The sequence below is a fragment of the Paraburkholderia steynii genome (genome assembly GCF_900100565.1).
Classification (GTDB): domain Bacteria; phylum Pseudomonadota; class Gammaproteobacteria; order Burkholderiales; family Burkholderiaceae; genus Paraburkholderia; species Paraburkholderia terrae.
Map to the genome: position 1 here is coordinate 193,755 of NZ_FNDI01000009.1, position 14,589 is coordinate 208,343.

The following is a 14,589-nucleotide window of genomic DNA, read 5'->3' on the forward strand; positions in this document are numbered from 1 at the left end:
GGCTGATGTTCAGCGCGGCAAGGTGCGAAGCGACGAAGGGCCGCCCGACAACGCGATCCTCTGCCCCGTATCGCGCAGATGCCCGCCATTGACGGCGAAGAACGCAAGCTGCTTTTCGACGTTGAACTGCACGATCAGATACTTGCTGTCCGCGGTGAACACGATGCCCTGCGCCGCCTCTCCGCCCGGCGCCTCGGAAACCTTCACGGCCTGACCGTCGCGGATCGCGAAGAGCACCACCTTGCCGCGCGCGTGGCGTCCAGGGTTATCCGGCGTCAGGTTCGAGCCATCCATTGCCTGCACGCCGATCCACTTGCCGTCGGGCGAGATCGCGACGCCCTCGGGCAGCGACGGCACCGTGATCTGCTGGACCGCGCGAAACGGTTCACGCGATACATCGATGAGCGTCACGGCATCGGCATCGCCTGCGAGCTTGCCCGCATAGGACGGCAGCCCGGCCAGCCCGACATCGCTGACGACGGCCCATTTGCCGTCGCTCGATACGTCGATCGTGTAGGGCGCGACGCCGCTCGCGAGGCGCAGACCGCTATCCGTCACGCGACCGTCGTCAACGTTCAGGACGGCCACGCCCTGCTCGTCGCGCAACGCCACCAATGCGTGCCGTCCGTCGTGCGTGAAGCTCACGCCAGAGAGCCGTTTCTGTGCAATTTTCAGCGTGTCCTGAAGCGTCACGCGGTTCCCGTCGATACCGAGCACAGCCACGCTACCGTCGACGCAGGCGACGAGCGCGAGGCGGCCGTTTCTGTCGATGGCGATGCCTTGCGGATGGCTGCCAATGTCGAGCCGGGAGACGACGGGCGGCGAAGCCTGCAGATCGACCACCTGTACGAACGAAACCATCAACAGTTTTTTGGCCGCGTAGTCGTAGCGTGTCGGCGCACCGACCAGGGCGACGTTTGCGTCCGGCGTGATCGCGACGGCCTGCGGCGGCCCCTGAATGCCGTTTTCGACCTCCACCTGCAGCTTGACCTGCGGCGGAAAGCGACTTGCGTCCAGCAGCGTCAGCGTGTCGGGTTTCGGATTGTCAGGGTAGGTATCGCGCCCTTCGACCCGCTGATATTTCCCGTCGTTGCCCGAGACGATCCAGTCGGCGCCGTACGACGTGCAGGCCATGACGGCGATCGTCAGACCGGCAAGCGCTTGCGCGCAGCGGCTCCGTTTCGCATTGGGTGAACGCATGTCGGTGTCTCCTTTATCAGGATTTGTTGTGATACTGCGTGCGCGCCAGTCTCAGACCACGCTCGTCAAGCCGCCATCGACGAACAGCGTCTGTCCGTTGACGAAATCCGAAGCCGACGAGGCCAGAAACACGGCAGCGCCGCATAGCTCTTCCACTCGGCCCCAGCGCCCCGCCGGCGTGCGCTTGCAAAGCCAGTCGGAGAAATCGGGATCGTCGACGAGCGCGCGGTTCAGATCGGTCGCGAAGTAGCCGGGTGCGAGTGCATTGGCCTGAATGCCGGAGCCGGCCCATTCCGCGCACATACCCTTGGTGAGCATGCGAATGGCGCCCTTGGTCGCCGCATAGGGCGCGATGCCCGGCCGCGCCAGTTCACCCTGCACCGAGCAGATGTTGATGATCTTCCCGCGCCCACGCGGCAACATGTGCCGCGCCACGGCTTGCGATACATGGAACGCGCCGTCCAGGTTGACGCGCATCAGGTCGTTCCAGTCGTCGGCGCTGAAGGTTTCGAGCGGTGCCCTGCGCTGGATGCCCGCGTTGTTGACGAGAATATCGATTGCGCCGACGCGCGCCTCGAATGCATCGATCGCTGCGGAAACTTCCGCGCGTTCGGTGACATCAAAAACCGCGATATCCGCGTTGAGGCCTTCGTCGCGCAGTTGAGCCGCGACGGCTGCCGCCTTCTGCTCGTTGCGATCGTTGATGACGACAGCCGCGCCCGCGCCTGCCAGTCCGCGCGCCAGCGCGAGGCCGATGCCACGCCCAGAGCCGGTGATCAGCGCACGCCTTCCGTTCAGGCTGAAGAGCTTCAATGTGTCGTTCATGTTTGCTGGCGCCCGCCAGGCGCGCCCGTGTTGTCTCCGATATCCGTAGTTCATTCCAATTGCCGCGATTGCGCCAATGATCATTCATGACGCTGTTATCATGATTCGTGATTACACGGGACGAACGGCCCGTCAGCGGGAGTGGTCATGGAACTGAAGCATCTGCGTGCATTCGTCGTACTTGCCGAGGAACTGCATTTCGGCAAAGCCGCGCAGCGGCTTTGCATCGTGCAGTCTGCGCTGAGCATGCAGATCAAGGCGCTGGAAGATGAACTCGACGTGCGGCTGCTGGAGCGCGACCGTCACAAGGTCGCATTGAGCGAAACGGGCACGCTGTTTTTGCCCGAGGCTCGCGCCACGCTGCATCAGGCACTACGCGCGGAGCAAACCGCGCGGCTGTCGGCTCGCGGGGAAATCGGCACGCTGCGGATCGCCTTCGTGTCGTCGGTGCTGCCGAAGCTCTTGCCGACGCTCATTCGCAACATGCACGAGCGCTATCCGCTCATCACACTCGAGTTGAAGGATATGCCGACGCCGGACCAGGTTGCCGCCCTTCACGACAACAAGCTCGATTTCGGCCTGATACGCCTGCCCGTTGCGGGCGCGGGACTTGAAGTTTGCGTCGTGCTCGAGGAACCCTTTGTCGTCGCGCTTCCTGACGACCATCCGCTAGCCGCCCAGGCGCTGATCCGGCCGGCGGATCTTCGGGACTATCCTTCGTTCGTGCTTGCGCGGCGTTACGCGCCGGGCTTTCACGACGAGATGCTCGTCGCCTTGAAACGCGAGGGCGCGCAACTCAATATCGCTCAGGAACTGGGGGAATTTACAACCATGCTGGCGCTCGTCGCGGCAGGTATGGGTATTGGCATGATCCCGGCCGAGGCGGCCATCGCCTTGCCGCCGAAAGTCGTAGCCCGTCCGCTCGAACTTGGCGGTTACCGGGCTGGCATCGGGCTCGCGTACACCGACCTCGATAATCCGGCCAAGCGGGCGCTTCTCGGTGTGATGCAGCAATGCTTCGGAAACGCACAGGAAAAATAATGGGCCCCGCCATTTCACACTTGCTATGAAGCTCAGTGCGCGGCCTTTCCTCCCTCACTTCCCGTCCATCTGTTCTCCCCACACTTGCTGCCCGACGACGCTGGCCATGACGCGCCAGCGGTCGCTTTCCAGAACGGTTTGAGCGTCGATACGCCCGAACAGGTCCAGCAGCGGTGCGACGAGACCCGTCCAGCCTGTCTGGTGACTGGCACCGAGCCCCGCACCGTTGTCGCCGTGGAAATACTCGTAGAACAGGATCAGGTCACGCCAGTGCGGGTCGTCCTGGAACTTGTCCGTCCCGCCGTAGACGGGGCGGCGTCCATCCGCGTCACGCAGAAACGTACCGGTCAACCGGTTGACGATCTCTTGCGCCACCTCAAACAGCGTCATGTGCGGCCCCGAGCCTGTCGGGCATTGAACCTTGAAATCATCGCCAAAAAAGCCGTAGAGATTCATCAGCGCCCTGACGATCAGCAGATTCACCGGCATCCACACCGGACCGCGCCAGTTGGAGTTTCCGCCGAACATCCCGGTATTCGATTCAGCGGGCAGGTACTGCACCTTGTAATCCACCCCGCCGACATTCAGTACATACGGATGGTCGAGATGGTAGCGAGAGAGCGAACGAATGCCGTGCGGCCCCAGGAATTCGTTCTCGTCGAGCAGGTATCCGAGCACGCGCTCGAGTTTCCGCTTGTTCAGGATCGACAGCAGCCTGCGTTCCTTATGGCCGATGAAGCCGGCATCGGTCGGCGCCACATGGGCAATCAGCTCCGGGTAACGGCTTCGAAATTGCGCGACCATTTCCAGCAGTTTCGGACAGCGCGAGACAGTGTCGGCTTCGAAAACAGTCGACGCGCACAGCGGCAGCAACCCGACCATCGACCTCACCTTCAGACGCGTGGTCTGACCGTCCGGGAGACGCAGCAGATCATAGAAAAATCCGTCCTGCTCGTCCCACATCTCGTCGGGATGTTCGCCGCGCCGGTCCATCGCATAGGCAATCCACATGAAGTGCTGGACGAACTTGAAGGCGATCTCCTCGTATATCGGGTCGTACTCAGTCAGGATGATTGCCATCTCCAGCATGGTCTGGCAATAAAACGCCATCCACGCTGTTCCGTCCGCCTGCTCGAGGGTTCCGCCTGTCGGAAGCTGCGCGCTGCGATCGAATACGCCGATGTTGTCCAGTCCCAGAAAGCCACCGGCGAAGACATTGCGGCCCGAAGGGTCCTTACGGTTCACCCACCAGTTGAAATTGAGCATCAACCCCTGAAACGAGCGTTCAAGAAAACGCGGATCAGCGCGTCCCAGCGCTTTCTCATACTTGTAGAGCCAGAGCGTGGCGGCGGCATGCACGGGCGGATTGACGTCACTGAAGTTCCACTCGTAGGCTGGGATCTGGCCACTCGGGTGGACATACAGCGTGCGCAGCATCAGCAGTAACTGCTCTTTGGCGAAATCGAAATCGACGAGCGCCAGGGAGATCGTATGAAAGGCCAGGTCCCAGGCCGCGTACCACGGGTACTCCCACTTGTCCGGCATGGAAATCACGTCGGCATTCAACATATGGAACCACTCAGTATTGCGCACATCGCGCCGGGCGGCTTCGAGCAATGGATGACTCCCGTGCTCGCGCAGCCACAGTTCGAGATCGAAGTAGTAGTACTGTTTGCTCCACAGCATGCCCGCCAAAGCCTGACGATGCACCCGGCGCTTGTCCTCGGTCAGCGATTTTGGGGCAACGCGCTCGTAGAACTCATCCGCATCGGCAATGCGGGAATGGAAGGTGTTCTCGAAGTCGTCGAAGGGATTAAACTGCTCGACTGCCGTCATGCGCAACCGGATAGTGGCGTTGCCGCCGCCGGGTACGTCACACACGTAATGGGGCGCCGCCTTGGTTCCCGTCCTGGCGGGATTGACAGCCTCGCGCTGCCCGGCGATGACGTAGGCGTGGAACGCGTCCTTCACATAGGGTGACGCGTTCGGTTGATTCCACAGACGCTCTGCGTTGCTATCGTTTTCCGTGAAGAGCAGTTCGCTCGCGCCGTCGCAGTAAAGCCAGTACTCACCCAGCTCATGATGCGTCGCACGAATGACGCCTGGACCCGCTTCGCATAGTGATGGCCTGCGATCGTCGTGGCCCCACGACCAGGTATTGCGAAACCATAGCGTTGGCAGGACCCGAAGCCGTGCCTCTTCCCGTGCCCGGTTGTGTACGGAAATGCGCACGAAGATGTCTTCTGGACCCGCCTTCGCGTATTCGACAAACACGTCGAAATACCGGTCTTCATTAAACACGCCGGTATCGAGCAATTCGTATTCGAATTCACCCCGTGATCGTTTCCGGTTGGTCTCGACCAGATCCCGGTACGGGTATTCCCGCTGCGGATACTTGTACAGATACTTCATGTACGAGTGAGTGGGCGTGCTGTCGACGTAGAAGTAATACTCCTTCACATCCTCCCCATGATTGCCCTCGCTATTGGTCAGGCCGAAGAGGCGTTCCTTCAGAATCGGGTCACGCTCGTTCCACAGTGCAAGGGCAAAGCACAATTGCTGCCGGTCGTCGCACAGTCCGCCGAGCCCGTCCTCTCCCCATCTGTAGGCGCGTGAGCGGGCATGATCGTGAGTGAAATAGTTCCAGGCGTCGCCGTCATTGCTGTAGTCCTCGCGGACCGTCCCCCACTGCCGCTCGCTGAGATACGGCCCCCACTTCTTCCAAGGTACTTGCGCGGTACGCGCGTCGTTCAGGCGCTTCTGTTCGGCTACATCGACGAATGCAGGGCACATGGTTCGCCTCCATAACGGCGCATGGACTCGATCTCAACATGCACGAAGACGCATCATCGTGCGCGATTGAGGCAACTGCGGCATATCGGCATGCGTGGTGTTCCGCGCGTTGTGTTCTTCTTGATCGCGGAACGTTTTGGAGGTATTGCTGAATTGCTCTCGAAGCACGCGACGGTGCCGACCTGCGTCCCGTGGATACTTTCACAATGTAGGAGCCAGCACGAAGCAAGGCAACACGATGTTGAAATGCGCGCCAGACGCCTGCGCCGGTCCGCACCGCGACGCCCGATCATGACGATGCGCTATTGCGCCTCGCTGCTTCGATTGCAGGTGAAGGAACCGATAGCCCAGGCTTCCGGTTGCCCTGCCAGACCCGCCTGGCGATCGCAGGGCTGAGCAGCGTCGACGGCGGCATCATCAGGTTGACGACCTTCAGAAACGCAGTCGCCAGTGTGCTGTCGCGTGTCGCGGCCAGGTGAAGCTTGCCGATGTACCAATTGATGAAGCGCAACATCGGCGGGCGCACGCCTTTGACGTGTGGATGGCGCAGGTCGTTGCCAACCGCGATGTCCCACGGAATATCGACGATCTTCGCGGCCGCCCTGAAGAATCGCCGCGCAAGATCGTTCGAGCCCGTGCGCAGGCACTGCTGCAGCGTCAGCGCTTCCTCTGCCGCGACGGTCATGCCCTGTCCGTAGACGGGATTGAAGCTGCAGATGGCGTCACCGAAAACCAGGTAATTCTCGGGGAAGCGGGCAAGCTTCTCGTACCGCCGGCGCAGGCTGGAAGCGTAGCGGTAGCGCCGGAATTCGCCTAGCGGTTCGGCTCTTGCGACCACATCGTGAATCTCCATGGTCGGCAGTGTCGCCAGATAGGCGAGAAAGCCATCGTCGTTGTCGGGCGCGTCGTCGCCAAGAAAACCGCCGGCACTGACGATCCAGCTGTCGCCTTCCTGCGCGAGCATGACGCCGTTGCGCCAGTTCGGCGCACTACCGGCGACAACGATACCCTGCTTGCCATCGAGATCAGTCGACCGGCGCCGATAGGAACGGGTCATGTAGCTGATGCCGATCTCGACCTTCTCATTGGCGGGAGGTTGGTAGCCGAGTTCTTCAAGCCACGCCGCACTGGATGAGCCACGGCCAGTCGCATCGACGACAAGGTCCGCGTCGATGGTCTCTTCCGGCTGGCCCTCGACACACATACGCACACCCGTCACGCTCTTGCGAACGGGGTCGGTGGCAAGTCCCCGCACAGCGCAGCTTTCTAAGGTGCGCACGTTCGGCAAGCCCAGCAGCCGCCGCCGTAGATGGCCTTCGAGCACGGGACGGCTCGCAAGCAGCCCCGTCAGGTCACTCGTGCCGTTAGCAAGCCTGACGTTGCGACCAATCCAGATCACATCGTTGGCGACATCGCCGATCAAGCCGCCGCTTTGCGCGACGACTTCCATGTTGTATCCAGGGAAGAATTCCTCGAGTATCGCGCTGCCGCGTGCAAGGAGCCCATGGGTATGGCGACCCTGCGGCACGCCCTTGCGCGGCGTATCTGTTGCCGGAAACGCATCGCGTTCGAGCACGGTGACGACAGTATAGAAATCCGACAGTACCCGGGCGGCCAGAAGCCCACCCATGCCGGCGCCGATCACGATCGCATGTTCACCCAGTTTCTTCATGGCAATCCTCCGTTCAATCCATCGCAATGCGTCCAGCGACCATCGCTTGCAGGCAATGGTAGGATTGCCTCGTCCCCTGAGCGTCCCCCGGACGCCGTCATCGAGGGCCGCCTCGCCATGGCTCTGTTCAGCGTGAGAACGCTTGGATTTCCGGAGATCCGTCAGGACGGCCGGCTGTGCCATCTGGCCTTGCGCAAAGGCGTGGCGCTGCTGGTCTACCTGGCTGAAGCGAAGGGCCCCGTCGGGCGCGATGCCGTCGCTACGATGTTGTGGCCGGAGGGCGCTGAAGATGTCGTACGGGCGCGGCTGCGGCGTCTGTTGCATCGCCTCCAGATCACACTTGGCGACGACGTTCTCACCACCGACCGGACAACCATTCGATGGTCGGCAGCGATCGAATTGGAGGTGGACTCCCAACTGTTCGAGCAAGCCTGCGACCGCGGCGAGTTCGAGCGGGCGTGCCGCCATTATCCCGGCGACTTCCTCGAAGGTTTTTCGCCCGGCGACTGCCCACAGTTCGACGAATGGGCTTTTTTTCACCGGGAGGCCCTGCGGGGCCGGGCGATCCAGGCGCTGGAACGAGTGGTGCGCGACAGGAATGCGGCCGGCGACTACGCGGCCGCGGCCGCGCACGCCGGCCGTCTCGTTGAACTCGATCCGCTCAGCGAAGTGTACGGCCGGCACCTCATCCGCAACCTTCTGCTCGCCGGAGACCGGGCCAGGGCCCAGCGGCATCTCGAGGCCCTGACGCAGCGACTTCGCGACGAGTTCGATGTGGCACCCGAGCCCGAGACTCGCGCGCTGCTGGATGCCGGCGCAACCTTGCCCATCGAGACACCGCCGCCGACGCGCTACGTCAGCGGAGGCGGCGTCCATCTCGCGTTCCAGACCTACGGTGCCGGCCATATCGATGTTCTGCTGCTGCCCGGTTTCGTGTCTCACGTCGAACGGGTGTGGGAGGAGCCCCGGTGCCGGGCGTTCCTGTCCTCGCTCGCCGGGATGGGCCGTCTGATCCTGCTCGACCGTCGCGGCATCGGGCTTTCCGACCGGGTCGGGTTCAATCCCAGCGTCGAGGCGACCGCGCAGGACATCGGCACCGTGCTTGACGCCGCGTGCAGCCGCCGCGTCGTGCTGTTCGGCGCGTCCGAGGGCGGACCGGCATGCATCAAATTTGCCGTCGATCACCCCGCTCGTGTCGCTGGCCTCATTCTGTTCGCCTCGTTGGCGAAGGGGACCGCAACGCACGACTATCCCCATGCACTTCAGGCTGGTCAGTATGACTTGTGGCTACAGCAGCTGATTGCAGTCTGGGGCGGACCTGCAGGCATCGAAACATTCGCGCCGAGCCTGTCTGGCGATCCACAGGCGAGAGCATGGTGGGCGGGCTTGCTTCGGGCCGCGTCGAGCCCGGGAGCCCTCAAGGGTGTGCTCGAAGCGTTGCGCGATATGGATGTGCGGCAGCTCCTCGGCCGGGTTTCCGTGCCCACCCTGGTGCTGCATCGTCACGACGACCGCGCCGTTCGCATCGGTGCTGGCCGGCATCTCGCCAGTCACATCGCGCAGGCGCGATTCATCGAACTCGATGGCGCCGATCACTGGGCCTTTGCCGGCGATCAGCAGCCCGTCCTGGACCACATCGGGCGATTTGTCGGCAGTCTCGCCAAGTAGCTGACAGGCGTTCGATTCAGCCACCTATCCCAGTCTGGAATAACCCCTATCCCTTTCCGCCCGTTCCCGCGCCCGACCGGAATGGATACATTGCGGATCAACGCAATCGCGAGAGCACCGGACCCCCGATGCTCCAATCCATTCAAGGAAACATCATGGCGAAGCTCTTCAATCCGATCCAGGTAGGTGCATACACACTCTCACACCGCGTGGTCCTCGCGCCGATGACCCGTCTGCGCACCATTCAACCCGACGACATCCCCAGCCCGATGATGGCCGACTTCTACGGACAGCGCGCATCGGAAGGCGGCCTGGAAATCGTCGAAGCCGCGAGCGTCTCGGTGCAGGCGCGCTCGTACCTCGGCGCGGCAAGCATCTACCACGACGGGCAGATGGAAGGCTGGCGCGCCATTGCGAAAGCCGTCCACGCAAAGGGCGGACGCGTGTTCCTGCAACTGATTCACGGCGGCCGTCAAAGCCATGTCGAGATGACGGGCGGCGTCGATCCCGTGGCGCCTTCCGTCGTGCCGTTCGATGGCGTGGCGCTCACGAAAGACGGTTTCGTCCCCGCCTCGCCGCATCGGGCGCTCGGCATCGAAGAAATTCCCGCGATCGTCGAGGATTTCCGCGCCGCCGCGCAACGCGCAAAGGATGCCGGCTTCGACGGTGTCGAACTTCACGCGGCGAACGGTTATCTCGTCGACCAGTTCATCCAGGACGGCACCAACCAGCGGACGGACGCATATGGCGGCCCGATCGAAAACCGCGTGCGCTTCCTGCGCGAAACGCTCGAAGTACTGATCTCGGTGTGGGGCGCGGAGCGCGTCGGCGTACGGATTTCGCCTTCGGGCGAATGGGGCGGTATCTCCGACAGCGATCCCGAAGCGACGTTCAGCTACGTGGCACGGCTGCTCGACTCGTACAAGATCGCCTATCTGCACGTGATCGAACCGCGCGTCAAAGGCGACGACACGCTGCATCACGACCATCCCCTCGTCGCGACGAAGTATCTGCGCAAGCACTTCTCGGGTCCGATCATCGCTGCGGGTGGGTTCGATCGTGCGAGCGCCATTGCGACGGTCGAATCGGGCGATGCCGATCTCGTCGCGTTCGGCCGCCACTTCTCATCGAATCCCGATCTGCCGTATCGCCTGAAGCATGACCTGCCGCTCACGCCGTATGTGCGCGCAGCGTTCTGGGGCGGCACGGAAGCGGATTACTCGGACTTCCTCACGCATGAAGAGTCGCAAGCGTTGGAAAGTACCGAAGAGAACGCCTGAGCAACCCGCGCACGCTGACGCATTCGCACATCCCGGTTCGAAACGGATGCGTCACGCAGCCTGCGAGTTGCCACGGCCCATGAAGCGTTCGGGCGCGAACTCGGGCGCAAGGCACTCCTCGACGAAGGCAGTGAACTGACGCGCCTTGCTGCTGGCCAGCCGTCCCGTCGGATAAACAGCGGACAACGGAATGGCCGGCAGCATCCAGTCATCCATCACCGAAACGACAGCGCCCGATTTCAGTTCAGGCCAAAAGGCCCATTCCGACGCGACGGCAAGGCCCATATCCGCAAAGACGGCCGCACGAAGACCCTCTGTCGCGGAGATTCGTACGCGGCCCTGCAGCCGCACGGGCAACTCCGCCGCTTCCCTGCGAAAGGTCCAGTCTTCTCCGCCACCGTAGTCGCGCGTATAGACGACAGCGCGATGCGCGTGCAGGTCGGCGGGCGCTTGCGGCATGCCGTGCCGTTCGAAATAGGCAGGCGTCGCGAGCACGCGCCGGCGCGCGACGGCAATGCGGCGCGCCGTCATGTTCGAGTCCGCCAGTTCACCCATGCGCAACGCGAGGTCGATGCCCTCTTCGACGAGATCGATGTTGCGATCGTCGAGCACGAGTTCGAGATCGAGCTCCGGATGCTGTTCGAGGAAGGCCGGCAAGCGCGGCACGATGTGCAGCCGCGCGAAGCATACGGCCGCCGAGACTCTCAGCTTGCCCGTCAGCCCCGCTGCCGTGCCTCGCGCCGCGAGCACGGCCTCGTCCGCTTCTTCGACAGCGCGTCTCGCGCGCTGATAGAAGTTCTGACCGGCTTCCGTCGGTGTGAGCGCGCGCGTCGAGCGCAGCAGCAACTTGACGCCGAGCCATTCTTCGAGCTGTGCGACAGCTTTCGACGCGGCCGGCTGGCCGATATCGAAGTGTCGCGCCGCAGCCGAAAAAGAACCTGTATCGACGACACGGATAAAGATTTCGATCGCCGCAAGGCGGTCCATCGCGCTGACTCCCGTTCTGTGCGAAGCCGGGTGAATGTCCGGCACATCCTGCCAATATATGTCCGCTGCTCGCTCAGCTAACGTCCACCAGTTCATCCGCCCTCGACAAAAACAGCTTCAGCACAGGAGACGCATTCGATCGACTGTAGCCGATCGCGAGATCGACGGTCGGCGCCTCGCCTACCAGCGGACGGCTGACCACCGACCACGGCAACAGATTGTTCGCGTACTCGGGCATCAACGAAAGTCCGCGCGTCGACGCAACCAGCGACATCGCCATCGCAAGGTTATCGACACCATGCTCAGGCTTCGGATCGAGCCCATTCTCCTGCAGATATCGCGCGACCACATCGTGCAGCACGCGCGCCTTGTTCGACGCCATGATGAACGTCTCGCCTTTCAGATCCGACGGACGGATCGCCTGCTTCGCCGTCAGCCGATGATCGCTCGGCATCAGCACGACAAGCTTCTCGCGATAGACGACGCGGTACTCGAGATCGAGCCCCGGCTCCCTGCGCACAAACGCAAGATCGAGCTTGCCGCGCGCCACGGCGTCGGCGAGATCGGGCGAGTAGCCACTCGACACCGTCACGTCGATGTTCGGCAACTCGTCGCGCAACACTTGCATGGCGCGCGGCAGCCACGTCATTTCCTGACCCGTCAGGAAGCCGAGCGCGAAGACCTGTTTGGCCGGACGCGACGCGCGACGCGCGGCTTCGATGGCGGCGTCGACCTGTGCGAGCGCAAGCCGTGCGTGATCGAGGAACGCCTTGCCCGACGCGGTCAACTCGACGCCACGCGCGCTGCGGCTGAACAACTCCGCCTTGACCTCGTCTTCGAGATCGCGGATCTGCCGGCTGAGCGATGGCTGCGACGTGAACAGCCGTTGCTCCGCGGCGACCGTCAGGCTGCCCGTTTCCGCTACGGCAACGAAATAGCGCAGATGGCGTAACTCCATGCTTCCTCCTGGGTTCGTCCGTTTTGCACGCTTCACAAGCCATGCTTCCAGAGCATGCCCGCCAGCCTACAAAGTCTTTTTTCTTTGCGCAAGCGAAGGCTAGATTACATGCCAGCAGTCACATCGAGCAGTGCGGACGCCGGCGAGACAGTTTTGCAGTCATGCCTGCCTGTTATTTTGGGACGATCCCGCCGATCAATTAACCGGAGCTTTGCCATGAACGACCTCGCTGGAAAAACCGCGCTTGTCACGGGCGCCTCCCGTGGCATTGGCCGCGCCATCGCGCTTGCACTCGGCCGCGCCGGTGCGCAGGTGCTCGTGCATTACAGCAGCAATGAAGCAGCCGCCGACTCGACCGTCGCCGGGATCGTCGCGTCCGGCGGCCACGCGCAGAAAATCGCCGCCGACCTGCGCGCCGCCGACGGCCCGCGCATGCTCGCCCAACGCGTGCGCGCCATCGTCGGCGGACGGCTCGACTTGCTCGTCGCGAACGCGGGCATCGCCAAGGCTGCAAGCATCGAAGACACGACGGTCGAAGATTTCGACGAACTCTTTGCCGTCAACGTGCGCGCGCCGTTCTTCCTCGTTCAGCAACTCCTGCCGATGCTGTGCAAAGGCAGCAGCGTCGTACTGCTGTCGTCGCTGGCGGCACGTGCATCGGTTGGCGAGCTGGCCGCCTATGCCGCAACAAAAGGTGCCGTCGATACGCTGGTGCGGCACTTCGCATCGGCGCTCGGCGAGCGCGGCGTACGCGTGAATGCGATCGCGCCCGGCGTCGTCGCAACCGACATGTCGAGCTTCGCGACAACCGATGCAGGCCGCGACTACACGCTGAGTCTGCAGGCGCTCAAGCGCGTCGCGCAGCCCGACGACATCGCCGGCGCCGTGACATTCCTTGCTTCCGACAAGGCGAACTGGATCACGGGCGACACGCTGCGCGTCGACGGCGGATCGAAGCTCTGACAAGCAAGCAACACACGCAACGCATTCGATCCATACTAATTGATAAGGCATCCAAAATGACTGACAAGAATCTGAAACTGTTCTCTCCGACAAACGTAGGCCCGATACAATTGTCACACCGCATCGTGCATGCGCCGATGACGCGTCTGCGTTCCGAATCGGACGACAGCCCGAGCGCGATGATGATCGAGTACTACCGGCAGCGCGCATCGCAAGGCGGCCTGCTGATCACGGAAAGCGCGCATCCTTCCTACGACAGCCGCGGCTATCTCGGCGCGCCCGGTATCTATACCGACGAACATATCGAAGCCTGGAAGAAAATCACCGACGCCGTTCACGCGAAAGGTGCGCACATCTTCATGCAGATCGCGCACGACGGGCGTCAGTCGCACGTCGACCTGAGCTGGGGCAATGCGCCCATTGCGCCGTCTGTCGTGCCGTACGAAACGACCGTGTTCACGCAGAACGGCTGGGTGCCCAATTCGCCGCATCGCGCGTTGGAAACCAACGAGATTCCCGCCATCGTCGAATCGTTCAGACGTGCGGCAGAGCGTACGAAAGCAGCCGGTTTCGACGGCGTCGAATTGCACAACGCGAACGGCTACCTCGCAGACACGTTTCTTCAGGACGGCACCAACAAGCGCACGGACGCCTATGGCGGCACGATCGAAAAACGCACGCGCTTCTCGCTCGAACTCGTCGATGCATTTGCATCCGTGTGGGGCGCGGACCGCGTCGGCGTGCGCGTGTCACCGAGCGGCCGTTGGGGCGCGATATCCGACAGCAACCCCGAAGCAACCTTCGGCTATTTCGCCGAACGGCTCAATGCATATGGCCTCGCGTATCTGCACGTGATCGAGCCGCGTGTGATGGGCACGGAAACGCTCGTCGAAGGCCAGGCGCCCGTCGCGTCGTCGTTCCTGCGCAAGATATTCAACGGCCCGATCATCGCCGCGGGCGGCTTCGACCGCACAGGCGCCGAGCAGATCCTGCAACGCGGCGACGCCGATCTCGTCGCGTTCGGCCGCTGGTTCTCGTCGAATCCGGATTTGCCCGAGCGCCTGCGACGCCACCTGCCGCTCGCGCCTTATCAACGTGACGCGTTCTGGGGCGGCGGCGAACGCGCGTACATCGATTTTCCCGCATACGACGACACCACCGCCGAAGCATCGAACGATGAAACCGTCTGACTCAAGGAGCTA

11 protein-coding genes are annotated in these 14,589 nt (G+C 62.7%); 5 read left to right on the forward strand and 6 right to left on the reverse strand.

Going from position 1 to position 14,589, the window contains the following annotated elements:
• Positions 1–9: 9 nt before the first annotated feature.
• Together BLT65_RS18295 and BLT65_RS18300 are read right to left on the reverse strand one after the other, a co-directional pair.
• On the reverse strand, positions 10–1,200 hold the full coding sequence (locus tag BLT65_RS18295; protein WP_091779660.1) for a beta-propeller fold lactonase family protein: 1,191 nt from the start codon (positions 1,198–1,200) through the stop codon (positions 10–12).
• 51 nt (positions 1,201–1,251) lie between these two features.
• The gene (locus BLT65_RS18300) at positions 1,252–2,025 is read right to left on the reverse strand and encodes a glucose 1-dehydrogenase (protein ID WP_035540449.1); all 774 of its coding nucleotides are present in this window, start codon (positions 2,023–2,025) and stop codon (positions 1,252–1,254) included.
• Positions 2,026–2,172: 147 nt separating this feature from the next.
• Here BLT65_RS18300 and BLT65_RS18305 point away from each other — a divergent pair, with 147 nt between their 5' ends.
• Positions 2,173–3,066, forward strand: a complete 894-nt coding sequence (locus BLT65_RS18305) for a LysR family transcriptional regulator (protein ID WP_091779662.1) — start codon at positions 2,173–2,175, stop codon at positions 3,064–3,066.
• A 54-nt stretch (positions 3,067–3,120) separates the two neighbouring features.
• On the opposite strand, the gene BLT65_RS18310 is transcribed toward BLT65_RS18305, so the two are convergent.
• Complete coding sequence (locus tag BLT65_RS18310) at positions 3,121–5,859, reverse strand: MGH1-like glycoside hydrolase domain-containing protein (protein ID WP_091779664.1); 2,739 nt, start codon at positions 5,857–5,859, stop codon at positions 3,121–3,123.
• A 289-nt stretch (positions 5,860–6,148) separates the two neighbouring features.
• Positions 6,149–7,531, reverse strand: a complete 1,383-nt coding sequence (locus BLT65_RS18315; RefSeq protein ID WP_091779666.1) for an FAD-dependent oxidoreductase — start codon at positions 7,529–7,531, stop codon at positions 6,149–6,151.
• Between the two features lie 117 nt (positions 7,532–7,648).
• Between BLT65_RS18315 and BLT65_RS18320 the strand changes: the two genes are divergently transcribed.
• The gene (locus tag BLT65_RS18320; RefSeq protein ID WP_091779668.1) at positions 7,649–9,199 is read left to right on the forward strand and encodes a bifunctional AfsR/SARP family transcriptional regulator/alpha/beta hydrolase; all 1,551 of its coding nucleotides are present in this window, start codon (positions 7,649–7,651) and stop codon (positions 9,197–9,199) included.
• A gap of 155 nt (positions 9,200–9,354) precedes the next feature.
• Complete coding sequence (locus BLT65_RS18325; protein ID WP_091779670.1) at positions 9,355–10,479, forward strand: alkene reductase; 1,125 nt, start codon at positions 9,355–9,357, stop codon at positions 10,477–10,479.
• 51 nt (positions 10,480–10,530) lie between these two features.
• On the opposite strand, the gene BLT65_RS18330 is transcribed toward BLT65_RS18325, so the two are convergent.
• Positions 10,531–11,466: a LysR family transcriptional regulator gene (locus BLT65_RS18330; RefSeq protein ID WP_091779672.1), complete on the reverse strand. Its 936-nt coding sequence runs from the start codon at positions 11,464–11,466 to the stop codon at positions 10,531–10,533.
• 73 nt (positions 11,467–11,539) lie between these two features.
• Complete coding sequence (locus BLT65_RS18335; RefSeq protein WP_086919437.1) at positions 11,540–12,424, reverse strand: LysR family transcriptional regulator; 885 nt, start codon at positions 12,422–12,424, stop codon at positions 11,540–11,542.
• 216 nt (positions 12,425–12,640) lie between these two features.
• Between BLT65_RS18335 and BLT65_RS18340 the strand changes: the two genes are divergently transcribed.
• On the forward strand, positions 12,641–13,387 hold the full coding sequence (locus BLT65_RS18340) for an SDR family NAD(P)-dependent oxidoreductase (RefSeq protein WP_091779674.1): 747 nt from the start codon (positions 12,641–12,643) through the stop codon (positions 13,385–13,387).
• A 56-nt stretch (positions 13,388–13,443) separates the two neighbouring features.
• Positions 13,444–14,577 (forward strand): alkene reductase, encoded by a 1,134-nt coding sequence (locus tag BLT65_RS18345; protein WP_091779676.1) that lies wholly within the window; start codon positions 13,444–13,446, stop codon positions 14,575–14,577.
• Positions 14,578–14,589 lie beyond the last annotated feature (12 nt).